The 25,141-nt window shown below is 40.2% G+C and carries 20 protein-coding genes and 3 pseudogenes; 10 read left to right on the top strand and 13 right to left on the bottom strand.

Annotated features, from left to right (window positions below; all coding sequences use genetic code 11):
- Window positions 1-142: 142 nt before the first annotated feature.
- Window positions 143-1,333 (top strand): dicarboxylate/amino acid:cation symporter, encoded by a 1,191-nt coding sequence (locus tag BK575_RS01050; protein WP_078408506.1) that lies wholly within the window; start codon window positions 143-145, stop codon window positions 1,331-1,333.
- 38 nt (window positions 1,334-1,371) lie between these two features.
- On the opposite strand, the gene BK575_RS01045 is transcribed toward BK575_RS01050, so the two are convergent.
- The 3 genes from BK575_RS01045 to BK575_RS01035 form a co-directional block, all read right to left on the bottom strand.
- A complete protein-coding gene (locus tag BK575_RS01045) occupies window positions 1,372-2,202 on the bottom strand; it encodes an aldo/keto reductase (protein WP_078408505.1) in 831 nt (276 codons plus the stop codon).
- A gap of 142 nt (window positions 2,203-2,344) precedes the next feature.
- Window positions 2,345-3,226: a cation diffusion facilitator family transporter gene (locus tag BK575_RS01040; RefSeq protein WP_078408504.1), complete on the bottom strand. Its 882-nt coding sequence runs from the start codon at window positions 3,224-3,226 to the stop codon at window positions 2,345-2,347.
- Between the two features lie 170 nt (window positions 3,227-3,396).
- Complete coding sequence (locus tag BK575_RS01035) at window positions 3,397-3,582, bottom strand: cupin domain-containing protein (RefSeq protein ID WP_078408503.1); 186 nt, start codon at window positions 3,580-3,582, stop codon at window positions 3,397-3,399.
- Between the two features lie 91 nt (window positions 3,583-3,673).
- Here BK575_RS01035 and BK575_RS01030 point away from each other — a divergent pair, with 91 nt between their 5' ends.
- The 4 genes and pseudogenes from BK575_RS01030 to BK575_RS01020 form a co-directional block, all read left to right on the top strand.
- A complete protein-coding gene (locus tag BK575_RS01030; RefSeq protein ID WP_078408502.1) occupies window positions 3,674-4,528 on the top strand; it encodes a carbon-nitrogen hydrolase family protein in 855 nt (284 codons plus the stop codon).
- A 182-nt stretch (window positions 4,529-4,710) separates the two neighbouring features.
- A pseudogene (locus BK575_RS01025) lies at window positions 4,711-4,899 on the top strand (lactate/malate family dehydrogenase); the annotation flags it as partial.
- Window positions 4,900-4,987: 88 nt separating this feature from the next.
- The gene (locus BK575_RS27895) at window positions 4,988-5,221 is read left to right on the top strand and encodes an L-lactate permease (protein WP_139367950.1); all 234 of its coding nucleotides are present in this window, start codon (window positions 4,988-4,990) and stop codon (window positions 5,219-5,221) included.
- A pseudogene (locus BK575_RS01020) lies at window positions 5,176-5,514 on the top strand (L-lactate permease); the annotation flags it as partial. The gene BK575_RS27895 and the pseudogene BK575_RS01020, both read left to right, overlap by 46 nt.
- A gap of 149 nt (window positions 5,515-5,663) precedes the next feature.
- Here BK575_RS01020 and BK575_RS01015 read toward each other — a convergent pair.
- The 6 genes from BK575_RS01015 to bioA all read right to left on the bottom strand — a co-directional run bounded on the left by BK575_RS01015 (window position 5,664) and on the right by bioA (window position 15,334).
- Entirely contained in the window at window positions 5,664-8,786 is a 3,123-nt protein-coding gene (locus BK575_RS01015; RefSeq protein WP_078408500.1) for an efflux RND transporter permease subunit, read from the bottom strand.
- A gap of 1 nt (window position 8,787) precedes the next feature.
- Window positions 8,788-10,401 (bottom strand): efflux RND transporter periplasmic adaptor subunit, encoded by a 1,614-nt coding sequence (locus BK575_RS01010; RefSeq protein ID WP_169907470.1) that lies wholly within the window; start codon window positions 10,399-10,401, stop codon window positions 8,788-8,790.
- A gap of 88 nt (window positions 10,402-10,489) precedes the next feature.
- Window positions 10,490-11,908 (bottom strand): TolC family protein, encoded by a 1,419-nt coding sequence (locus BK575_RS01005; RefSeq protein WP_078408498.1) that lies wholly within the window; start codon window positions 11,906-11,908, stop codon window positions 10,490-10,492.
- 335 nt (window positions 11,909-12,243) lie between these two features.
- Window positions 12,244-13,242 (bottom strand): biotin synthase BioB, encoded by a 999-nt coding sequence (gene bioB / locus BK575_RS01000; protein ID WP_078408497.1) that lies wholly within the window; start codon window positions 13,240-13,242, stop codon window positions 12,244-12,246.
- Window positions 13,233-13,952: a dethiobiotin synthase gene (bioD, locus tag BK575_RS00995; RefSeq protein ID WP_078408496.1), complete on the bottom strand. Its 720-nt coding sequence runs from the start codon at window positions 13,950-13,952 to the stop codon at window positions 13,233-13,235. Before bioD ends, bioB begins: the two co-directional genes overlap by 10 nt.
- The gene (gene bioA / locus BK575_RS00990; protein WP_078408495.1) at window positions 13,949-15,334 is read right to left on the bottom strand and encodes an adenosylmethionine--8-amino-7-oxononanoate transaminase; all 1,386 of its coding nucleotides are present in this window, start codon (window positions 15,332-15,334) and stop codon (window positions 13,949-13,951) included. Before bioA ends, bioD begins: the two co-directional genes overlap by 4 nt.
- Window positions 15,335-15,538: 204 nt before the next feature.
- Here bioA and BK575_RS00985 point away from each other — a divergent pair, with 204 nt between their 5' ends.
- Window positions 15,539-15,814, top strand: a complete 276-nt coding sequence (locus BK575_RS00985) for an alpha/beta-type small acid-soluble spore protein (RefSeq protein WP_078408494.1) — start codon at window positions 15,539-15,541, stop codon at window positions 15,812-15,814.
- A gap of 288 nt (window positions 15,815-16,102) precedes the next feature.
- On the opposite strand, the gene BK575_RS00980 is transcribed toward BK575_RS00985, so the two are convergent.
- The 3 genes from BK575_RS00980 to BK575_RS00970 form a co-directional block, all read right to left on the bottom strand.
- Window positions 16,103-18,565 (bottom strand): lamin tail domain-containing protein, encoded by a 2,463-nt coding sequence (locus BK575_RS00980; RefSeq protein ID WP_078408493.1) that lies wholly within the window; start codon window positions 18,563-18,565, stop codon window positions 16,103-16,105.
- Window positions 18,566-18,788: 223 nt separating this feature from the next.
- On the bottom strand, window positions 18,789-20,054 hold the full coding sequence (locus BK575_RS00975) for a dicarboxylate/amino acid:cation symporter (RefSeq protein ID WP_078408492.1): 1,266 nt from the start codon (window positions 20,052-20,054) through the stop codon (window positions 18,789-18,791).
- 208 nt (window positions 20,055-20,262) lie between these two features.
- Window positions 20,263-21,309, bottom strand: coding sequence for a DctP family TRAP transporter solute-binding subunit (locus BK575_RS00970; RefSeq protein ID WP_078408491.1), 1,047 nt, complete (start codon window positions 21,307-21,309; stop codon window positions 20,263-20,265).
- Between the two features lie 130 nt (window positions 21,310-21,439).
- Here BK575_RS00970 and BK575_RS00965 point away from each other — a divergent pair, with 130 nt between their 5' ends.
- The 4 genes and pseudogenes from BK575_RS00965 to BK575_RS28250 all read left to right on the top strand — a co-directional run bounded on the left by BK575_RS00965 (window position 21,440) and on the right by BK575_RS28250 (window position 24,355).
- A complete protein-coding gene (locus BK575_RS00965; protein ID WP_078408490.1) occupies window positions 21,440-23,008 on the top strand; it encodes an ATP-binding protein in 1,569 nt (522 codons plus the stop codon).
- 58 nt (window positions 23,009-23,066) lie between these two features.
- Window positions 23,067-23,753, top strand: coding sequence for a response regulator (locus tag BK575_RS00960; RefSeq protein ID WP_078408489.1), 687 nt, complete (start codon window positions 23,067-23,069; stop codon window positions 23,751-23,753).
- A pseudogene (locus BK575_RS00955) lies at window positions 23,750-24,001 on the top strand (peptide MFS transporter); the annotation flags it as partial. The gene BK575_RS00960 and the pseudogene BK575_RS00955, both read left to right, overlap by 4 nt.
- 210 nt (window positions 24,002-24,211) lie before the next feature.
- Window positions 24,212-24,355, top strand: a complete 144-nt coding sequence (locus BK575_RS28250) for a hypothetical protein (protein WP_169907468.1) — start codon at window positions 24,212-24,214, stop codon at window positions 24,353-24,355.
- Window positions 24,356-24,381: 26 nt separating this feature from the next.
- On the opposite strand, the gene BK575_RS00950 is transcribed toward BK575_RS28250, so the two are convergent.
- Entirely contained in the window at window positions 24,382-25,095 is a 714-nt protein-coding gene (locus BK575_RS00950; protein WP_078414594.1) for a thermonuclease family protein, read from the bottom strand.
- Between the last annotated feature and the right edge of the window lie 46 nt (window positions 25,096-25,141).

Here is a 25,141-nt window from a genome sequence, read left to right as displayed (position 1 = left end):
AAAATATAAGAATTTTCCGTAAATTCATTTTTACCCACCGAAAAATTATTATACTAAAAAATTATACAAAACTATTAACTTTTTAGGAGATAGTGTGTATAATACGTCTATAAAATACAATTGTTTTTCCATGGGGGACATCATGAAAAAGATCGGACTTTTACCTCGAATCATATTAGCCATCATCTTCGGTATTCTAATCGGCAGCATCGCTCCTGATTGGACTGTTCGTATATTAGCAACTTTTAATGGGATTTTTGGCAACTTCTTAGGGTTTGCCATTCCTTTAATCATTGTTGGATTTATCGCACCAGGTATTGGTGAAATTGGCAAAGGGGCCGGAAAGCTTCTTGGACTTACAACGCTTTTGGCTTACGCCTCAACGATCGCAGCAGGCTTGCTTGCTTTCTTTGCTGCACGCAGCCTTTATCCTATCCTTTTAAAAAGTGGTGCTTCAGAAGCCTTTGAAAATCCTGAAGAAGCACTTTTAGCACCATTTTTTAAACTAGAAATCCCTCCTATTATGGGAGTCATGACAGCTTTAGTATTAGCTTTCGCTCTAGGTCTTGGAATGGCTTCTTTAAAAGGGAACGCATTAAAAAATGTGATGACCGAGTTCCGCAGCATCGTGGAGATGATTATTTCACGTGTTATCATTCCACTATTACCGGTTCACATTTTAGGGATTTTTGCAAATATGACACAAGGCGGACAAGTTCAAACCATTATGGCCGTTTTTGCCAAAGTATTTGTCATGATCATTGTGCTTCATTTCGTCATGCTGACAATTCAATATACAGTTAACGGAACATTGGCACGTAAAAATCCATTGGCCCTGTTGAAAGGCATGATGCCCGCCTATTTCACAGCTCTAGGTACTCAATCATCCGCCTCTACTATTCCAGTTACACTGGAACATGCTAAAAAAGCGGGTGTTCGTGAAAAAGTAGCTGATTTTTCCATTCCTTTATTAGCAACCATCCATTTATCAGGAAGTATGATTACACTTATTTCTTGTTCTATGGCCGTTATGCTTCTAAACGGACAACAAGCGTCTTTCGCTGCGATGATGCCATTTATTTTAATGCTTGGCGTGACAATGGTTGCAGCTCCGGGTGTACCGGGCGGTGCTGTCATGGCTGCATTGGGACTTTTGGAAACAATGCTCGGATTTGATCAAACAATGCTTTCATTGATGATTGCTCTATACTTGGCTCAAGACAGCTTCGGTACCGCTTGCAACGTAACAGGAGATGGCGCCATTGCTGGTATCGTAGATAAACTGACAGCTAAGAAAAATATTCAACATGTACCAGCTTCCAAAGCCAGCTAATGAAGAAAGAGGATCCCAAAAAGGATCCTCTTTCTTTATTAGAAATCAAAGTTATCAGGGTCTGGCCCAACACGGCGATCTTCATTTAAAGCGTCAATTTTATTCATATCTTCTCGTGTTAATTCAAAGTCAAAGATATCGGCGTTTTCAATAATGCGATGCTCTTTTATTGACTTTGGAATAGTTACTACTTCATTTTGCAGATCCCATCGCAAAATGACTTGTGCTACAGACTTATTATACTTCTCTGCAATCTCTTTTAACGTTTCATTATTTAATAATTCACCTTGCATCAATGGTGACCAGGCTTCTAACTGAATATTGTTCTTTTGACAAAACTCGTGCAGTTCTTTTTGAGCCAGGCGAGGATGATATTCAACCTGATTCACCATCGGTTTAATCTCTGCATCTTTCATCAAATCTTCTAAATGATGAATTTGGAAATTACTTACCCCGATAGCGCGTACACGTCCATCTTTGTACAATTTTTCAAGTACCTTCCATGTTTCTTTATACTTGCCCTCTACAGGCCAGTGAATTAAATATAAATCTAAATAATCCAGCCCAAGCTTGGTCATACTTCTTTCAAATGCTTCTAATGCAGCATCTGCTCTTTGAGCGGCGTTCCATACTTTCGTTGTAATGAAAAGCTCTTCACGAGGAACACCGGATTCTTTAATCGCCTGCCCAACGCCTTCTTCATTTCGATAAATCGCAGCAGTATCAATACTACGATATCCATTTTTAATAGCGGCTTTTACAGAATCAATCACTTCCTGCCCTTCTTCTACTTTGTAAACACCTAAACCGAACCACGGCATTTTTACACCATTATGTAATGTAGTACAATCTTGCAAATTTTTAACCATCCTTATTTCCTCCCTATCATGATAAGTAAGTCACTTTATTTTCTCATAAATTTCTCTATAGGTGAAATCGTTTGCATTCCTGCTAAAAAATTACTTTTTTGGGTTAAATACACCTTTCCCCCTCTCTATCTAAAAAAGCAGCTCATTGGCTGCTTTTTTCTTTTACATCTGGCTCAATGTGAACAAAGGTTGATCGAACCTTATGCAAATCTTCCATCATCTCTTCAATTTGATCGGCAATGAAATGACTTTTTATTACACTCAAAGAAGGATCTACTTTTACCGTAACATCCAATAAAATGTGATTGCCTTGCATCCGTGCTTTTAAGTCCCTTACACTTTTGACACCGGGCACCGATTCGATGACTTGTTTATATTCCAATAACTTTTCTTCATCAAAACCATCCGTCAATAAATGAGAAGCTTCTTTAAAAATATCGATTGCCGTTTTCATAATGATAAGACCGACAAAAAAAGCAGCAAGAGGATCCAGCCATGGCAGGCCAAACTGCGCCCCGACAATTCCAACTATTGCCCCTATACTCACTAAAGCGTCAGACAAGTTATCTTTAGCGACCGCTTTTAAAGCTTGGCTATTCAGCTGCTTGGCCAACCGCTGATTATATAAATAAACAATGAGCATAATAATGGCAGCCGCTAAAGCAGCCCAAGCAGCCAGTAAGTCCGGGGTTTGCTCTTTTGCAGCAAAAATCGAGTGCACAGCTTCATATAAAACTTGCATCCCAATCAGCAGCATAATGAAAGAGGCCATTAAAGAAGCAACATTTTCTGCACGTGAATGTCCATAAGGATGATTTTCATCTCGAGGTTTTTTAGAGATTTTTAATCCGATTAAAACGGTGATAGATGCGATGATATCGGTAAAATTATTCAAGCCGTCTGCCCGCAAAGCTTCTGAGTTTGCAAAAGCCCCTGTCAACAATTTAAATAAAGACAAAACTATGTAAGCAGCAATGCTGATCCAAGCTCCTCTTTCCGCAAGTTCATACCCTTTCTCACTCATATTTTCCGTTCACCTTTCTTATTGGCTCTATAAGTAAAACTAGTGTATCAAACCTGCTTCGGGTGGGTCTACAGCAACATAGTTGAACGTTCGAACGTATATAGCAAGCATAAAAATATTTAGCCCTATGCAAAATGAGTTTCCCTTGTCAAACTCACTGAACATTCCCATTAATAAAGAATTTCAATTTCTCCCCATCCATTTATTGGACTTCTTCTCTCTATATTCAAGACACACATTGGTCCAAAGTTTAAGTTATTTGGATCAAAATACTCCGCAAACGAAAAGCTAAAAGCACTTTGAAGCCACCCATGGTTTGCTTTAAATCTGTCTTGCTCACGATATACCTTTATCATTTTTCCCCTCCTCTTTTCTTACTCTAATTATTGATATTTATTACAATCCCCCCTATAATAAATGTATTTTGTATAATAAGGGGGAATTCACTTGAAGATACGCGTCTCAGCTGTTCAATATCCATTAAAAACCATTCAAAATATAGATGAATTCAAACTTTATATTGAACACTACATTAAAACAGCGAAAGAGTTCAATTCGGAATATATCTTATTCCCCGAATTTTTAACAACACAGCTGCTTTCCATTGGGGATGAAGAAGGAAAAGCATTCCCGATTTCTTATTTGCCAAGATTCACGAACGACTATCAACAATTCTTTTCAAAAATGGCCGGGCAGTATCAAGTTTACATTATCGGCGGCACGCACATTACGGAGCGTGATGGGCATTTATACAATACCGCTCATCTTTTTCATCCGGATGGAAAAATGGATACACAAGATAAATTGCATATCACTCCTACAGAATTCTATGATTGGAACATTAAAGCGGGTGATAAATTCCAGATTTTCGAGGCAGGCAAACTGAAAATCGCCATTTTGACATGCTACGATATCGAATTTCCTGAACTATCAAGAATGGCAAGGGCTAAAGGAGCCGATATCATCTTTTGCCCTTCTTGCACCGACGACCGCCATGGCTTCCATCGTGTTCGCTACACAAGCCATGCAAGAGCCATCGAAAACCAAATCTATGTCGTGTTGACCGGAACAATCGGTTCATTGCCGACTGTCGATTTTATGAGAGCCAACTTTGGGCAAGCCGCCATTATTACACCAAACGATCTTGGATTTCCAATGGGCGGAATGTTAGATGAAGGAATGATTAATCAAGACATGATCATCACTGCCGACCTAGACTTCGAACTTTTACAAAAATCAAGGCAGAGCGGTTCTGTCTCCACATGGCAAGACAGACGCCTCAACTTTTACGAACGAGTATAATAAAGGAACCGAAAATACCATTTAAAAAAGTAGGCATCTTAATGGAGGTCGATTTCTCTTATTAAGATGCTTTTTTACATTCCAACAAAGTGTATACCTTTCTTCTTTTACCATGCCCATCAACTTCATTTCACTTTACCCCGCTTTTCAAAAACGATACACCTCGGCCATGAAACTTACGAATGCTTATGGTTTCAACAAACCCTGTTGACATTTTATCTTACGTCACTTGGAAGGTATCAGGTCTTCCGAAAGAACGCGTTATCAGCTCAGGTACTATTTTGGACACAGCTCGATTCCGTTACTTATTAAGCGACTATTTCAAAGTAGATTCTCGCAATGTCCATGCTTACATTATGGGTGAACTAGGAAGAAAGAAGATTCGCTCCTCTTTCTTCACTAAAACAATGAGGTGAACAACATGGGTTGGACTCAAGTATATGATTCAATGCAAAATATATGGTTTTCAGCGATAGTTGCTGTCATTCCGGTTCTATTTTCTTTTTAGGTTTAACTGTTTTTAAAATGAAAGCTTATGTGGCTGCTGGTTCTATTGTCATTATTTCCATGATTATTACCATTATGTTTTATAAAATGCCGGTTAATATGGTCATTGGTGCAGCGGGATATGGTGCCGTTTATGCCATCTGGCCCATACTGCTGATGTATTTCCATTTTTATCTCCTGCTTTAGGATGGATCGGAGTATTTTTAACAGGATCTGTTGTATCAAATAACGCTCTATTCGGAAGTTTGCAAACAACCACAGCAAGCCAAATCCAAGTATTGCCGATCATTCTGGTTGCAGCCAATACTGCCGGCGGTGTGATAGCTAAAATGCTCTCTCCTCAATCCATTGCTGTCGCTACAGGAGCAGTTGGTCTTGTCGGCAAAGAAGCGAATCTCTTCCGCTTCACGTTAAAATATAGTATTGGATTTTTAATCCTTGCAGGTGTCATTACAATCGTCCAGGCAATAGTATTTTAAAGAAGCTATCTCATAAGTCTCTAATGAAGCACCAAAACTGATTTTTAATGAAAGGCCCCGTCGTGAAAATCCAGTAAAACCAAGGATTTCGTGACGGGGCCTTTCATTAGAATGACCCAAAGGGCTGTATTTTGCCCTTTGGGTCATTCTTATAGTTCAATTTCCTCTGTTTGCTTTTGTTTACGGCGGCGCGGGAAGCGGAATCGCTTCACTTTACTGCCGAAATCATCAATGAATGTATAAACAACTGGTATTAATACTAGCGTAAAAATGGTTGAAAACAACAAACCAAAAATGATAACAACCGCCATAGGCGATTGAGCTTCAGCCCCTTCACCGATTCCCAATGCGAGTGGAATCATTCCCAATACCGTTGTTAAGGTCGTCATGAAGATAGGCCTCATACGACTTAATCCAGCGTCTACAATTGCCTCCATACGTTCCACACCTTTTTGGCGCTGCAGGTTAATATATTCGACCAGCACGATTGCGTTATTCACGACAATACCTGCCAGCATAATTAATCCAATAAACGCAGGGACACTTAATGGTTTTTGAGTCACGGCTAATCCGACCAGCACTCCTACTACAGTTGTTGGCAGTGAAAACATGACAACAAACGGATAAGCAAATGAATCAAATTGTACGGCCATCACCAAGTATACAAGGAAAACCGAAAGTACTAAGGCTAAAGCAAGACTCTGGAATGACTCAGCCATCTCCTCTCCTTGTCCGCCCATCGAAACGGTATATCCTTCCGGCATGGAAAGCTGATCGATTTTTCGCTGCAGCTCTTTATTGATCGAGCCAAGGTCACGATCGCGTATGTCACTTGTCACCGATACTTGACGCTGCTGGTTATCGCGATTAATTTCAGCCGGCCCCTGCACTTGTTTTAGTTCAGCAACCGCTGATAGTGGCACATCGATTCCATTATTCGAACGAATAACCATGTTTTCCAAATCACGAATTGTTTGACGGCGATCCTCCGGAAGCAATACCCGTACATCATATTCACTTCCTTCTTCACGATATCGAGTCGCAACTTGACCGTCAAACCCTAATTTAATTTCATTCATGACCTGTTGGTAAGAAAGTCCGTATTGGCTAAGGATGTCACGCTTAACTTCAATTTTAATCTCTGGACGTCCTTCTGCCACTGTACTATCAATATTATAGGTCCCTTTAACATCTTCAATAACCCACATGACTTGCTGAGCCAAGTCTTTTAATACATCAAGCTCGGGACCGCTGATTTTAATATCAACAGGCGAACCTGAACCTAGCCCCGGGTCCATTTCCCCTACTTTAAACTCTGCACCTGGAATATCTTGAACTTCTTTTTCCATTTTTTTAATGAAAGCAGACGTAGTCATATCCCTTTCTTCCGGCTTCACAAGCTGAATAATGTAGCCGGCTTGATTGGAAGCCGGTGATCCAAAACCGCTATTGCCTCCCCCGATGGTGACATAGTTGGTATCAATAATTTTTTTATACTTACTCAGACGCTTATCGACTTCCTCCACAATGGCCTGTGTTTCTTCAATTCTTGCTCCCTCACGTGTGACGATATCGATAGAAAGCTGTCCCTGGTCGGAAGGAGGAATAAAGGATGTCCCGATAAAAGGAACAAGCCCAAAGCTTGCTACAATCAATAACAAAGTACTTAACAATACCGTCTTCCGATGATTTAAAGCCCACTTTAAGAATTTACGGTATTTGTCTACTACCTTGCGGGTAAATGCGTGTAAACGGCCCGTTTTTTCTTCTTCAAGCTCTTGTTCAGCTGCGGTTTTGACCTGCCTTGTTAACATCTTTGACGAGAGCATCGGTACAAGGGTCAAAGCCGCGACTAATGAAGCCAATAATGAGAAACTGACCGTTAATGCGAGCGGCCTGAACAATTCTGCCGCCAGCCCTTCAACGAATACAATCGGTGCAAATACGACGACACTTGTCAATGTAGAAGCGATAACTGCCGGCGCCAATTCTTTCCCGCCTCGAATCGCCGCTTCTTTGAGCGGTACACCCTTTTGCCTTAAATCAAAAATGTGCTCAAGAATAACGATGGCACTGTCAACCATCATCCCGATTCCTAGGGCCAAGCCGCCCATCGATAAAATGTTCAGCGTTTCACCGGTAAAATACATAAGTGTAAATGTTGAGATAATCGCAATTGGAATCGTCATCCCAATAACAAGGGTAGCACGGATACTGCGTAAAAATAAGAGTAAGACAATAGTAGACAGCACCGCTCCCATAATCATGTTGTTAACAACGCTGCTGATCGATTGACGAATGAATGTTGATGTATCCATGATAATGGATAATTTTAATCCATCCTTTTTCAACTCTTCATTTGCCTTTTCAATCGCTTTATACATTTCGTCTGCGACCTTTACCGTGTTGCCGTCCGATTGCTTCAAAATGGAGAGAACAAGCGCCGGCTTTTGATCTACTTGTGAAAGGGTCAGCGTTTCTTTGTACGTATCATTGACTTTGGCTACATCATCTACAGAGATAGTACGTCCATCTTGCAATTGAATCGATGTATTTTTGATGTCATCTACCTCTGTAAATTCACCGTCAATACGAACTTGCAAGTCTTGTGTCCCTTTCTCAAGATTACCGGCAGAAGCCGCCTGGTTTTCAGCACGAAGAGCGTTGACGACTTGATCGGCAGAAAGTCCATAGCTATTTAAACTTGCCTGATCAATTTCTACGCGGATTTCACGTTGCTTCCCGCCTTGAGTCCCGACAGACGCAACCCCATCGACGCGCTCAAAAGCCGGTTCAATTCGATCTTCCACTACTTTTTGCAGTTTTTCCGGTGCGGCACCTGCAAAACCGATCCACATAACAGGGGTTTGCTGCGGATCGATTCGCAGTACCGATGGGCGATCAGCGTCTTCAGGAAGCATTCCTGCTACTTGGTCGATACGTTCGCGAATATCATTTAACGCATTATCGATATTCGTTCCCCAATCAAATTGCATCACCACGAGCGATGAACTCGGTGATGATACAGATTGAATACTATCGACGCCCTGTATCGATCCGACCACCGATTCAATCGGCTCACTAATCAGCTTTTCAACTTCTTGGGGAGAGGCACCTTGATAAGTCGTCGTAATAACGGCAACCGGCACCTCAATTTTCGGGTATAAATCAATTGCCAAGTTTTTTAATGAAACGATTCCCAGAACGATCAGCCCAAGGACAATCATGATTACACCGACCGGTCGTTTGACCGATGTATCAACGATTTTCACGTTACTTCTCCTCCTTCATGATTCGCGTTTGATCACCGTCTTTGAGGAGGCTTTGTCCTTTTACAACAACCTTTTCACCTTTTGAAATACTTCCGTTAATGGCCGTAAAATCGGTTTCCGCACGGATGATTTCCACTTCTTTTTGAACAGCTTTACCTTTTTTAATGACAAAAATATAAGCTTTATCGTCTTTTTCTACAACCGCTTCCGTTGGAACAAGGAAGCTGTCCGCCACCAATACTTCTTTTAGATTCAATTGTGCGACCATACCCGGTCGGATTTTACGATCCTCGTTCGGTAGTTCGATTTCTACTTTAAATAAACCCGATTGTTCTGAGGTTGGTGAAATGTAAGTCACATTACCACTCACATTTTTCTTCAATGCAGGAATTTCTACTTCCGCTGTTTCTCCCTCTTCCAACGTAAACATCTGCTCTGGCGTTACAAGTGCTTCTAAATGAACGACATCTGCAGAAACCAAACGTGCAAACGGAGACTGGCTGGATACAAATTCACCCGGTTCTGCCATTACATCTAGTACTTCACCTGCGACAGGTGCTTTAATAATCATGTCATCGATTTTCTTTTGAGCTTGTTCAACACCAATTTGAGCTTCCTGCACAGCTATGCTCGCCTCTTTTACTCCTACTGCAGCTATATTCTCATTTACTTTTGCATCTGCCACACTTTTCTTTGCTCTGTCAACCCCAACCTCTGCCTGATCAACTCCAACGTTCGCCTGTTCTATTCCAAGCTTTGCATTGTTAACTCCGGACTTCGCTTGAGTCACTCCAACTTTTGCTTGCTCAACATTTCCTTGCAAAACGGTCAAATTATCTTCTCGATTTGCCTGCTTTTCTGAAAGTTGGGCTTGTTGATAAGCTGTGCTTGCCTGTATTTCAGCAGTTTTAGCTTGATCCAATTGTTGTTGAGAAATTAATCCTTCTTTAAATAACCCTTCCATACGCTGAAGATTTCTTTTTGCATCATCCCACTGATTCTTTGCGTTTTGAAGATTGTATGAAGCCCCTTCTATTCCATCAAGTCGTCCGTTTTTCGCTTGATTCAAGCTTGCCTCTGCTTGGCGCAATTTACTTTCTGCCTGACGTACCCCATCTTGAGCGTCGGGAACCCCGGCTGCTGCCTGTTTCAGTGCAACCCTTGCCTGGTTTAATGATGCTTCCGCCTGGCGTACCCCATCTTGCGCTTGACTGGTTGCTCCTTTAGCTTGATTATATGTTTCTTGCGCACGCTTCTCCCCATTTTGTGCACGGCTTAAAGCGGTCTTTGCCTGTTTTAGGCTCAATTCGTAATCGCTCGTATCCAATTTGGCCAATACTTGCCCCTTTTTGACCGTATCCCCTTTCTTAACGGAGACGGATACTAACTCTCCTGCGTTTGTTGGCATTAATTCTACATCTTTTCCAGGTTTAATCGTCCCTGTAATGAGGGTACTGTCATTTAGGGAGCCGCCTGTAATGTCCGTTACAGCGACAGGAATTTCCGAAATGGTCTTTGCTGCTTCCTCTGTTTTATTACAGCCAGCCGTTATAAGCATTGCTCCAAGTATAACGGCTGCGACTTTTGTTGATTGACGTTTCACTTTCTTTTTCACCCTATAACGTCCTTTCATGCTTAATGAACTAAAATATGAATGTCCGGTCAGTCATGTTAATAAAGAAACAAGTCTTTCACTCGTTTCTTTATTGGATATAACCTTTTCCTAAAGCTTCAATAGATTGTTGAACCAAAAAGTAATTCGTTTTAGCTATCGCTACATTCAGGTTTAATTCGTCTAATTGCAGCTTCGCTTGTTCGTAATCATATTTAGCTATAACCCCTAGCTCATACTTTTTCTCAAGATTAGAAATATCTTTTTGAGCGTCTTCTAATTTTCTAGCCGCTTCTTCATAATTAAATTTTGATGTCTTGATGTTGTGATTCAACGAATCGATTTTCTTTGTTAGTTGTTCATACAGCTGGATAATTTGCTCTTCCGCTATTTTGACATTGTAATCTTCAGCTTGCTCATCGTATTTATCTGAGTCATCATCTTCATAAACTTCATCACGATTATATTTTGCCAACTCTAGCTTTTCATTTGCTTCCATCATTTTAAAAGTACCTTGAATAAGTGTTTCGTAATCCTTAACATTTATGTCCGTGTTATCTGTACTTTCATCTACAATCCCGTCTTCAATTGCATCCGTTTTCTCTTCTTCAGCAACTGTATTGGTGCTTTCGGCCTTCGCACCCTCTTCACTTACATCTGTCTTCTTCTCCACTCTTTCAATTGCATTGGCAATGGCCGCTGCAAGTACGGTTTCAGCATCTTCAATTGTTGTCTCGACACGCGTCAAAGCTAAATCCGGATTGTAATTGACATCAATATCAAATGTCAACGCAGCCAAATTGTAATAGTAATCTTTTTCTTTCTGTTCTAACTGCTTTTCTAAGTTAGTTTGGGCTCTCTTTGCCTGATCAATATCATCTTTTGAACCCATACCGTATTCGAAAAGACGTTCTGCTTTTTTTACGTTATCAGCAGCAGACTGAATTGATTTTTTCATAAAATTAATCTGGTCTTGCGAGCTTAATAGATTCATATACGCAGAGGTTAATTGCAAAGTCATACCTTCCTTCGCTCCCTCTGTTTGCAGCTGCAATGTCACTTGTCCTGATTTCAATGCCTCAATTGCTTTTTCAATTTCTTTCATGGCATCCTCGTATGACTCAATCGCATCATAGACACCAGCTCTTTCCCCACCTTGCAGTTTATCACGCATTTCTCTTAACTCATCTAAAGTTTCCTCTAAATCTTTGATATCCTTTTGTGTATCTCTCTTATCATCTTCTGTATCAAGTAGTTGATTTTTAGAGGATTCTAATTGATATTCCAATAAAATAAGACTTTTATCATTTTCCAACCCGCGCTTTAACACATCTTCCAGCGTTAAAACCTTTAAATCTTTATTCTGTGTTTCGTCTTTTTGCTGTTCAACTTCCGCTTCTTTTTCTATTGTGCTGGTTGAACTAGTTTCCGTTTCAAGCGCTTGCGCAGTTCCGACAAATGGCGTACTTGCAATCGCTGCAGCGCAAAAGAGTGTCATGACTTTTTTCACTGTCCAATTTTCCTCCTATTCGAGAAATAAATTCCATAAAAGTAAATATAACCATAGAAACATAGTAACATGAAATATTCATTTTGATTAACTATAAACCTTTAATTTTGTATTAATTTTTTGTGTCTTTTCGAACGGCGTATGAAATACGCCGTTCGAAAAGACACATGAGATAAACGATCGAATGGAATTTTACAAACAAAAATCTTATTTTATAAAACTATCTTTACATGGTAACAACCTCATATATATGAAAGATAGTTGCTCAAAAGACCTTTAAACAAATGTTTGTTTAGTAAAAATGAAAGAGGAGGCAAGCGCCTCCTCTTTCATCTTTACAATGCACATTCTTCAATTTCAAAACCGAGATCTTCAATAATTCCCCAATCAGCGGTCGGTTCCTGCCCTTGCGTTGTTAAATAGTCACCGACAAAAATGGAGTTGGCCGCAAATAAGCCTAGAGGCTGCAAGGAACGTAAATTCAATTCACGTCCGCCGGAAATGCGAATTTCCTTTGTCGGATTCACAAAACGCATCATCGCCAAAATTTTCAAGCATTTAAGAGGTGTCAATGCCTCCTGTCCTTCTAAAGGGGTGCCCTTAATGGAAACAAGAAAATTGCATGGAATGGAATCCGCGTTTAAACGATTAAGTTCAAAAGCGATATCTATCGCCTGTTCATCCGTTTCGCCCATTCCAAAAATGGCACCTGAACATGGTGAAATGCCTGCACCTTTCGCCTTCTCGACTGTCTCTACACGGTCATCATACGTATGGGTCGAACAGATATTTTCATAATTTTCAACATGGGTATTGAGGTTATGATTATAGCGGTGAACGCCGGCCTCGGCTAAACGTGTTGCCTGATCTTCATTTAAAAAACCTAGACAACAGCAAACTTTCAAATCGGTGTTTTCGCGAATCTCCTTTACCGCCCCAATCACATGCTCAACCTCTTTATCGGTAGGACGTCGTCCGGAAGCAACAATACAGTAAGTTCCCGCTTTGCGGCGTTTCGCTTCATATGCCCCTTCCACAATTTTTTCTTGCGTCAGCCATGCATAACGATCAATCGGCGCTTCTGATACGATTGATTGAGAACAGTAACCGCAATCCTCAGGACACAAACCCGATTTTGTATTGATAATCATGTTAAGCTTGACCTTTTTTCCGTAATAATGATGACGAATGATAAAAGCCGCATTCATCAATTCTAGAATATTTTCATCTTTCGCCTGTAAAATCGCTAACGCATTCTCACGGCTGATTGGATTCCCCTCAATGACTCCTTGAGCAATTTCTTTCCATGTTTTTTTCATTTGGATTAATTCCATTGTTCCATCCCTCGTTTTCTTATAATAGAATGAATAAAAGATGCATTTATATATTGATCGAAAGCCTGGAGCACCGCCTCCCTTGAAGGTTTTTCACCAAGATACGGTAAAGCTCCCCAAACTCTTACATTCCCATATGTTTCAATCATGTTTATATTCTCTTTGACTCTCTCGTTTTGCGAAGATTGATAACCTGAAAGAATTACCCCTGCTACTTGTAAGTCGTGCTGGCGTGCATACTCGATCGTTAAAACCGTATGATTTACCGTTCCTAAAGTTGGTCTCGCTACAATTAAAAGCGGCATCTGCATTGCTTGGGCTACATGAATGACCATACAGTCGGAAGCATATGGAACGGCCAGGCCGCCTGCTCCTTCTACAAGCATAAACTCATGTTGCCTCGCTAATGAAGTGAAATGGGTAAGGAGATCAGCCATTGCCACCTCTCTTCCGGCTCGTTGTAAAGCCAATGCAGGTGCCAGCGGTTCAGATACGGCATATGGGCAAATATCCGAAGCGTCGTCCAAAACGCCTGACAACACTTTTAGGCGCCATGCATCTCCATCCATATCATTTGCATGATGGCCGCTTTGGACAGGCTTATATACTCCGGCATCCACGCCTTTTTCTCTCAAAAAGCCAGCCAAGCCGCCTGTCACGAGCGTTTTTCCTACTTCCGTATCTGTGGCTGTGACAAATAACCCGTTCATTCTTCATTACCTTCCGTGATATCATATATGGCTTGACGTAAAATAGACAGCATCTCATCGAGTTCTTCAATAGTAGAAGCAAGCGGAGGCATAAATACAACCACATTTCCGAGGGGACGCAGCAGCATGCCGAGCTCTCTTGTCCGGCGGCAAACAAGAACCCCTACCCTCTCTTTCCACTCGAATGGCTCTTTCGTTTCCTTATCCTTGACCAGTTCGATGCCTGCCATAAATCCTTTTTGGCGAACATCTCCTACATGTTTCAACTCATAAAACTCTTTTAAACGTTTTTCGAGATAAATAGATTTACGTGCTACTTCGTCCACAAGCGATGTTTTTTCAAATAACTCCAGATTGGCTAAGGCGGCCGCACATCCGAGTGGATTCCCCGTGTAACTATGTCCGTGGAAAAACGTTTTTTGTTCTTCGTATTCTCCTAAAAACGCATTGTAGACCTCATCTGTCGTTACGGTAATGGCAACTGGGAGATACCCCCCTGTAATCCCTTTTCCGGCCGTCAAAATATCCGGCGTAACATCCTCATGCTCACAGGCAAACATTTTTCCGGTCCGCCCAAATCCCGTCGCTACTTCATCCGCAATCATAAGGACATCGTATTTGGTGCACAGATCCCTTACTCCCCTCAAATAACCTTCAGGCATAACGATAATTCCGCTCGCTCCTTGTACAATCGGCTCTACAATTAAAGCGGCTATTTCATGTCCCCGTGTATTCAATGTCTTCTCTAACTCTTCCAAATGCTTTTGGACAATTGTGTCGCGATCTTCGCCGTAAGGAGATCGATAAATAAATGGATAGGAGATTTTAATAGAAGGAAACAAAAGCGACCGATACGTTTCATGGAATAAATCAATGGCTCCAACCGATACCGCTCCGATTGTATCTCCATGATAGGCTTCCTTCATTGTTATAAAGTGCTGCTTTTCGGGCTTTCCTTTATGCTGCCAATATTGATAGGCCATTTTAATGGCGATTTCTACGGATGTAGCCCCTGCATCCGAATAAAACACCTTCTTTAACCCTTTTGGCATAAGCTTCACTAATTTTTCGGCTAATAACACAGATGGAACATTTGCCATCCCTAGAAGGGTAGAATGAGCCACAAGATTCAGCTGGTCACGAATGGCTTCGTTAATCTCTTCTACACAATGGCCATGTACATTCAGCCAAATCGATGAAACTCCATCCCAGTAGCTCTTTCCCTGCATATCAAATAGCTTTCGCCCTTTTCCATGTGTAATAATGACAGGGTTATCTTCTATGTATTGTTTCATTTGCGTAAATGGATGCCAAACATATTCTTTGTTTTTGGCCGCCATCTCTTCATATGTGAATTGTGTATATGGTTTTGTCGCCGTCATTTATCCTTCTCCCTCCATATTTGTTAACTAACTATAAATAAAAGTTAACAAATAGAAAGAGCGGTGTCAATTTAATTCCACAAAATTCCTGACATTCTTCTTTCTATACACAAAAACTCTAGTTTATTTTATCGTTTGATTTTGTGTTCCTTCTATACATAAGTTAGAGCATAGTTAGAAAACTATAGAAAAGGAGGCAGCAGCATGGCAAAAAGAAGACAGAAATTACTCGTACCGGAAGCACAAGAAGGAATGGAACAATTAAAAGGAAATGTGATGAAACGAGATGGCTACAGCGTCGTGGATGATAAGCCCAATGAGGTCAAATATGAGGTGGCAAAAGAATTGAACATCCCGTTGCAGCATGGGAGAAATGGGCATTTAACCTCGGAACAAGCCGGTAAAATCGGCGGACAAATCGGTGGTCGCATGGTTAAAGAGCTAATTAAGATGGCCCAACAATCTTTAAAAAAGCAGTAGGAACGATGGTTATATGTACTCTATTTTTTATGATTACCCTCTTTATCATTCCTTTGACAATTTCCGAGACATTTCCCGAGAAATATGTCGATTACGTTCTCTATATGTAAAAAACGTGTTTAGCCCGTAAATAATAAACAGGCCGCAAAAAGCTATTTTTCCTGAAAGAACCCGTCACTGAATCCTTGGTTTTACTGGATTTTTATAACGGGTCCGTTCAGGAGGATGTGCCAAAAGGATACAAAGTAACCCTTTTGGCACATCCTCTTTCTTGTAAAATCCATATCGTTACTTAATAAATCCTGCTATAAAATTAACTACTGTTTTAAAGAAAGCATGCTTATCCTGTTTCTCTTTTAAATCAACTTGCACCAAAACAGGATCATGGTCACTCGCACATCCATGCTCTTCTGTAAAATCGGAGTTAATATGGACTATATCCGCTTCCGTTCTTCCAACTAAATTATTTGATACTAAAATGTGGTCGAGTACTTGGGCATTTCCTTGATAATTATAGGTGTATTGTTCACTAGCAGGAAGCTGTTCAATCATATTTGTTAAACTCTTCCCTTTTAACACTTCAAGCGGCCCGGAGAATTGGAAGTCGTTTAAATCCCCCAACAACACAACATTTGCCTCTTTGTCTTTTCGTATTATCTCTTCAACAAAACCATTCACCACTTTAGCAATCTCTTTACGTTGCTTTTCACTCTCTAGTACAGGAGGCTGATTGGAACCAAAGAGGGTATCATCTCCTCCTTTTGAGTTAAAATGATTGGCAATTACCGTGATTTTTTGCCCCTTGAATTTGAACTCCGCGGCCAGCGGTTTACGAGAGTTTTCAAAAACAGGATTAGCCGGGTCGATTCGACCAGGATTATGGGACAATCCACGCTTCCCTATTTCAACTGGAGTAACGGCATCTCCCTTTGGCTTATCATCAACAAGCTGCACGCGTTTTGGATTATAAATGTAGCCAACACGAATGTTTCCTCCAGGCTGACCTCCATCTTGATTGTTTTCAGGAGCAATATCTGTAAAGGCATATTCAGGCCCTCCCGCCGCTTTAATGGCTTCAATTAATACCATGTAGCTTTCACTTGCATCTGTTATTCCATCATTTTTTGCCCCATTATTATCTTGCATTTCCACTAAGCCGACAATATCAGGGGTTTTTAATTTTTCAACAACGGCTTTCGCTAACTTTTCTGTTTTTTCTGCTCCAACTGATTTTGAAAAGTTTTCGACATTATATGACGCAATTGTTAATTGTTTTTTATCGAAATCGATTGCTGTCGCTTCTTGTGCAGCCTTACCTTCAATCACTTCAGGAAGAGCTTCTGTATTGAACAACTTATAATTCCCATAGCTGTAGTGTATAACCCCTTTGATGACATTATTGAATGAGTCCCCCACTTTTACTTGAGGCTCATCTTTTACAATGATGTCATCGATGATAACTCTCTCCGGGTTCGCATCATCTTCTTCAAGCAAAATCCCGCCGGCTGTTGTATACGTCGCATCAAGAGGCTGATTACCCGGAACAACTTTAATTTCCCCGTTTTTATCTGTAGGACCTACTACTTTTGCATTGGCTACTTGAACGTACATTCCCTCAATGCTTTCAAAAAAGTCAATGCCGTCTTCTTTTGGATCAAATTCATTGAAACCATCGTTATCAATAATCGTCGTCGGCAAAATATACTCACCTTCTCCGAGCACGATTGGAGAAGGGAGAGAATTGTCAGATGAAATTTTCTTTACTGTTGCATCTATCAATTCTGTGATAGTTAGTTCTCCGTCATAACCATGTTCTTTGACTTCCCCATCTACTGAAACTTTATCGCCGACTTGAACACCTGCATTTGATTTATATATATAAATACCTTCCGAAGTCTTCACCTCTTGGTCAGGCTGGTCGTCTTGAATATAAAAGCCTCTTGCCTCAACAGCTGTTACGATTCCTTGAATGTTTGTCACTTCCCGACCTGCGAATGGAGATGTATGAGACGCACCTTGAATATCACGGATGCGAAGAGTAGGTCCCGGAATTTCCCCATCACCCGGTGTATCCGTATCTCCCCCGTCTCCTGGCTGTTCAGAAGTTTGTCCAAAAGAGTTAATCGGTGTTGGCTCTTTTACTTCAAAGTCTGCTTTATTATTGTTTGTATCAATACTTGAATCTTTTCTTTGAGCACTCGTTGTATTACTTAATGAATCAGTAGGTGTATCTCCTTCAAACTCATTTGCTGAACCATACCCTACAAAATCTACAACATCCGTATCATTTTTACCTGTTACAGCCTCTTCATTACGAACAAGAGCCACCTTTCCGCTTGAACTGCTCATAGCAATTTTTCCTTCTGTATCAGGCGCAGGTAGCGGTTCGGCAGCAGCATTATCACCAGCTGCTTGCTGTACTAAATAATATGATTTCGGCTGAATTATGCCTTTCAGTTCTGTTTTATTCGTACTAAAAAGACCCTTTGAAGAAGCATACTGTACTGACCATCCATCCAACGAAACTGCTTGATCAGCAGGGTTATATAGTTCAATAAAGTCATTTTTTAATGTGGCCCCGCTGTTTCCCCCGCCACCGTATACTTCACTGATAACAATATGATCTGCCGTATTAGTTTCCGCTTTTACTGTCGAGGAAATAACAAGAGACGATAGGCTCCCGGTTAACAAAACAGAAGCAAATGATACACTCAATACTTTTTTCATTTTCATAAGCTTTTTGATTTCCACTCTCAAACTTCCTCTCTCTTTGTTTTAATATTAGTGAATGACATTTTACATTTCCAATATAGCAACGAGATATCAATCCTATATTTTATTCATGTTAAAATATTATTAATTTACAAAAACAAGAAGTTACCCATATAATTCCATTTATTCTTGCCATTTATGGGGGTACTTTATCAAAATAAATGAACATAAAAAAGGCCCTGCTTTCGCAGAGCCTTTCTCTTTATTTCGCCACCGTCATATTTGCTTCTTCCATTTTATCTTCTAGAGGAGGGTGGAACTCGTTTTCCATTTTTGATACGACAACAGTTGCTACACCGTTTCCGATTAAGTTCGTAATCGCACGGGCTTCTGACATGAAGCGGTCTACCCCAAGAATTAAAGCCATACCCTCAACCGGGATACTCGGGAACACGGCAAGTGTAGCTGCTAATGTAACGAAACCGGAACCTGTAACCCCTGCTGCACCTTTGGAAGTCAGCATTAAAACTCCAAGAAGTGTTAATTGTTCCATAAGAGAAAGATCTACACCATATGCCTGTGCTATGAATAAAGCGGCCATAGATAAGTAAATGGAAGTCCCGTCCAAATTAAAGGAGTACCCAGTCGGAAGAACAAGACCTACAACAGACTTAGAACATCCATATTTCTCTAATTTTGTCATCATCTTCGGCAAAGCTGCTTCAGATGAAGAAGTACCGATAACCAAGAAAATCTCTTCTTTAATGTAGCGGATAAAACTAAAGATACTGAAGCCATATATTTTACAGATAGCTCCGAGTACAAGAATAATAAAGAGCGCCATCGTTGTGTACACAGAACCCATTAACTTACCAAGATAGATCAAAGAACCGAATCCAAATTTACCAATTGTAAAAGACATGGCACCGAAAGCTGCGATTGGAGAAACTTTCATAATCATGTTTACCATACCAAACAAAACTTCCGTGATTTTCTCGAAGAAGTCAATAACCGGTTTCCCGCTCTTACCCATCCCTGCTAACGCCAAACCGAATAAAACAGCGATGAAAAGTACAGGCAGCAGTTCACCATTTGCAAATGCTCCAATAAAGCTTTCAGGAATGATCGACATAATGAAATCCATCATGCCATGAGAAGTCTCTTCCGCAGCAGTAGTATATTGGGAAATATCACCTTTTGATGCGTTTGATGCATCAAATCCTTTTCCTGCGTGAAACACGTTTGCTACCAGGATACCAATCGCTAATGCAATAGTAGATACAATTTCGAAATATAATAATGCCTTTCCGCCAATCTTACCAACCTTTTTAAGGTCACCCATTCCAGCGATGCCAATAACAATCGTTAGGAACACGATTGGCGCGATAATCATTTTGACCATTTTAATAAAAATATCAGCTAGTACCTTTAACTCAGCACCATATGCCGGGAACATTGCCCCAAAAATAATACCTAGAATAATAGCTGTTATAACCTGTGTTGTTAAACTTTTAAAATTAAATTTCATCTGTTTCCCTCCCTCTTTTTTTGTTAACGCTTACAATATCTTGTTAATTAAATATTAGCGAATTATTAAGAAAATTTAAATTTATGGTGATAATGGTCTTTTTGTTCATTTTGGTCTTTAAATTTTAGAGGCCCTTGAAAAAGGGCCTCTAAAATTTAAAGACCCTTTTTTGCTATCACAACTAAAACGTAATAGCAAAAAAGGGTGTCTACTCGACTCTCTTGAATTGTTTGATCATCTCTATAAGCTCTTCTGTCGCTTCTTCTTCAAACTGTTCGTAAATCGGTTGAAGTTTTTGGCGCCATTTCTCTTTCTCATCTTCCGTTAAATAATATACTTTAATATTAGATTCTTTCTGGATATGTGTTAATTGCTGTTCATTCATTGATTTCGATTGTTCCAAAATCCAAGTTGTCGTCTCTTTCATCGCCTCTTCAATAATGCGTTGAACATCCGGAGGCAAACGTTTCCAAAATCCTTCACTCATCAAGACTGTATAACCCAAGTACCCATGATTGCTGATGGTCATATAGCGCTGAAGTTGATAAAAACGCTTTGAATAAATATTTGAAATCGTGTTTTCTTGGCCGTCAAATTCATGTTTCTGTAAAGATGCATAAACCTGATTGAACGGAACTACCCGGGGTTGTGCCCCTAATAATTGAAACTGCTCTTCAATCACTTTGCTTGGCATAATTCGGAAACTTTGCCCCTTAAAATCATCAGGTTCAAGCAAAGGACTTTTATTGCTTGTCATTTGTTTAAAACCATTGCTCCATAAAGCAAGTCCTTTTAAGTCCTCTTCCTCAAGCATCGTTAACAGCTTTTGGCCAACATCTCCCATGAACACTTGCTCCACTTCATCATAGCTTTCAAAAATGAAAGGCAAATCGAACATTTGCCATTCCGGCATGATTTCGTTCATTTTTGAAAAAGACGGAGCAATCATTTGCACATCATTTCTTTTTAAAGCAGAGATTTCTTCATCATCAGAATAGAGCGCCCCATTAGGAAATACCTCTACTTGAACGCGGCCATTGGATTTTTGAGTCACAATTTCAGCAAATTTTTGAGCCGCCAGTCCTTTCGGGGTATTTTCTGCAACCACATGGCTGAAGTTAATAACAATTTGTTCATTTAATCCCTCTTGCTCATCATCATAATGAACTTCTTTTTCAAATGCATCGTAACCAAATAAAAAGAAAAATAATAGAAGCAAACTGACAAATACACTTGTGCCTATAAATGCCTTCATGAGTTTTCACATCTCTATGGGAATTTTTTAGTTTGATAATATTCTAACACGGCCTTTTCCTCCATGGTAAAATAAAGTAACGTTTTATTCAAAAAGGCTTTTCGTACCAAAGGCTGGAGGCACATTTCTTATGTCAATACGATCCAAAATTACAGGATTAATCTTTTTTATTGTCGGCTTTTCTCTTTTTCTGGCAGGACTTGTCGTGATGAGAGACTTTGTTCATTCAAAAGAAGCGGACCTTCGTCAGCGCTCGCTTATTACTGCCCGCACGGTAGCAGAGATGCCGGAAATATCTAAAAAGATAACGGACACCAAACATATAAAGATAGATATAAACAAACTCGTAGAGCCGATTAGGATTATTCATAGTGCCGATTACATTGTCGTCCTCGATATGAACGGAGTGAGATTGTCACATCCTGTCTCCTCTATGATTGGCAAAATCTCTCGCGGAGAAGATGAAGGCCCTGCCTTCGCCGAACATACTTTTACAACAAAAGCGAAAGGAGAAAAAGGTACAGTCGTCCGCTCTTTCGTTCCCATTGTAAACGATCAGCATGAACAAGTCGGAGTCGTGATTGCAGGGTATATCCTTCCCACTTTTTTAGAAGTACTATTGAGTTTGAAAAGAGAGATTTTCCTCACAGCCGGCTTATCGTTGTTATTTGGGGGCTGGGGGGCGTGGTTATTAGCTTCCCATATAAAAAAACAAATGTTTGAACTGGAACCCCAAGAAATCGCCCGTCTGTTAGTTGAAAGAACCGAAACCTTCAATGCTATGCATGAGGGGGTTATTGCCATTGATACAACAGAGAACATTACGATTTTCAATAATAAAGCGAAAGCTATGATGGGCATCACCGGCGACGTGATTGGCCGCAGTATTCACGAAGTGATTCCGGACACAAAGCTTCCGGAAATTTTACAACTCGATCAACCTGTCTACAACAAAGAACTTCAAGTTCGGAATTTAAACATACTAAGCAATCGCATCCCTATTAAAGTCAATTACAAGACAGTGGGAGCAGTTGCCATTTTTCAGGATCAAACGGAAGTTAAAAAGCTGGCAGAAGAACTAACAGGAGTGAAAGCTTTTGTAAGCGCTTTGAGAGTCCAAAATCATGAACATATGAATAAACTTCATACAATCGCCGGCTTGATTCAACTCGGAAAAAGGGAAAAAGCTTTAGAATATGTATTTAATATTTCTGAAGAACAAGAAGAATTAACCCGTTTTCTTAACAAAAGCATAAGAGACGACAGCATTTCAGGATTACTTTTAAGCAAAGTCAGTCGGGGAAAAGAACTTGGGATTACACTCACGATTGATCGGCACAGCCGCCTGGACTCATTCCCTCCCCCTCTGGATCATCATGATTTTGTCATTATAATCGGAAACTTGATTGAAAATGCCTTTGATTCCTTCAACACCATCATTCATCGTGAAAAGGAGATTTATTTAAGCATTGAGCAAGATGAAAGTATTATTTCCATTCTTGTGGAAGATAACGGATGCGGAATGAGCGAAGAACAGCTGGATCATATTTTTAAAGAAGGTTTTTCCACAAAAGCAAAAGAAAATCGAGGAATCGGTTTACACTTGGTCAAACAAATAGTCGAAAAAGGAAAGGGAAAAATACAAGTGGACACCCAACTGGAAAAAGGAACCACTTTTACAATTACATTCTTTATGTAATGCCTGAATCGAAAAAGTGAAGACGACTTTTTAATTTTGAGTAAGGGGGAATATTTGTATGACTAAACAACAATGGAGTGTTCTTCTCATTGAAGATGATCCAATGGTACAAGAAGTAAACCGTCAATTCATTGAACAAGTAGATGGTTTTAAAGTAATTGGACATGCTTCAAATGGATTAGAAGGAATCGAATTTGTCAGAGCCCATGAGCCTGATTTAGTCATCCTGGATATGTATATGCCTAATCAGGACGGCCTTACTACATTACAGCAAATTCGCTCTGAAGGATTCAGTACGGATATTATTGCTGTCACAGCCGCAAGTGATATGGAAACGGTTAGACGAGTGCTGCAGCATGGAGCCATTGACTATATTATGAAGCCATTCAAGTTTGAAAGAATTAAACAAGCCCTTGAAAACTACCTTTCTTTTCGGATAAAACTCAATGAAAAGCCAAGCATGACTCAAAAGGAATTAGATGAGATTTTGTTTCAAAAAAGCGAAGAAAAACTCACATCTCTTCCGAAAGGACTGCATGCTTTAACGTTAGAAAACATTAAAAAATATCTCTCCCAACAACCCTCTCCCGTTTCAGCAGAAGAAGTCGCAGAAGGAGTCGGAATCGCAAGAGTAACAGCAAGACGCTATTTAGAATTTTTGGGTCAAGGCGGACTTGTTAATCTCCAAATCGAGTACGGCGGAGTTGGAAGACCTGTTAACCGATATATATGGATTAAAAGCTAGCCGAATTAATGATTTCACCAGTTGGTTTATCCATGGTAAGTAAGATTGCTCCAATCAAGCTTGCCTCTCTTTTAATGGGAGTATGGCTGGCAAGTTCAGCTGTTGCCAACATGGTAGCTGGTCAATTAGCGGCATATACGCAATCTTTAGGTTACTTGGAAATCTTCAGCGTAATCGGTTTTACAACCATTGGTTTAGGTATCATTTTACTCGTGCTTACTAAGCCGGTTACTAAATTGATGGAATAAAAAAGATGGAAGCTTTTTTGCTTCCATCTTTTTTATTCTTATCCTGCCAAGATACCTTCTTTTAGCATTTAATTTTTGGTATACAAATTTCCCTTATTGCTCGTTTGCATATATTGCTCAAATGATGTCTACCCTATTAAAGAAAGCTTTGACTAAAGTCTATTTGATTTAGCTTTTATAAATCAACACATACAGAAAGGAGCAAATCCATTGAAACTCATTGCAGTATGCAGACAATGCAGCGGTGCCGGAAGAATGAATACAGCCATTCCTTTTTATAAACGAACATGCTCATTTTGTAACGGAACAGGAAAGTCTGTCCAAACGCTCGCAGAATATCGCGGTACCCTTTAACTGAAAGCTTGTTCAACTATGTCTTCTTATTTATTTGGCGGACGGAAGCCAGCCGCTTTTGCTTCTTCTTCTGTACAAAATAGCATTTCCGGCTTCGTCACCTTATATTGAGGGCTTTGTGGCGTGTGATAAATCTTTTCGCCTTTACTATTAATGTTTCCTTTAATAACTGGGCTATCACATCCTCGCTTTACCGTTTCCCCCTGGTTTGTTTGTGTTTCTTCAAACCCTTTGTCCGTTGCGTAGTTTTCAATAGACCATATATTCAGCTCCTGTTCCTGCGCCTTTTTTTGAATTTCTCTAAAACGGTCCACATATTTTGTATTGGGCTCAAATACGTAAGCCACACGGGCATATCCCTTTTCCAGGAGACGTTCATTCAACATTATTTCATCTACCCATACATAAGCAAGTAAACGCCGGTATTTATCTCGTTCCCCTGCATCTAGTTCCAATTCAACTTTTTTCCCTTCAGGCAGCTGCTCTTTTACAAAATTACTTGCTTCCACCGCATATGGCTGAACCGGTTTTGATGGATGCACCGATTCGGGCGTATCAACTAACAGCAAACGAACTGTTTCTGACTTCCCGTTTACATTTACCTTGAGCGTGTCCCCATCCACCACTTTCTCCACCACAGCAGGGATACGACCGGATTCTTGCTGACATGCAGATAACATTAGGATGATCATAACGGTAACTCCCATCATGACCACGTTCTTCAAACTTTTATGTTTCATTGGTTTTCTTCTTCCCTTCATAATTAAACAGGAAAAAGGCCTGGCT

This window comes from Priestia abyssalis (genome assembly GCF_002019595.1).
Classification (GTDB): Bacteria; Bacillota; Bacilli; order Bacillales; family Bacillaceae_H; genus Bacillus_BA; species Bacillus_BA abyssalis.
Note: the sequence above shows the minus strand (reverse complement) of the source record. Positions and strands in the feature narration are given on the sequence as shown.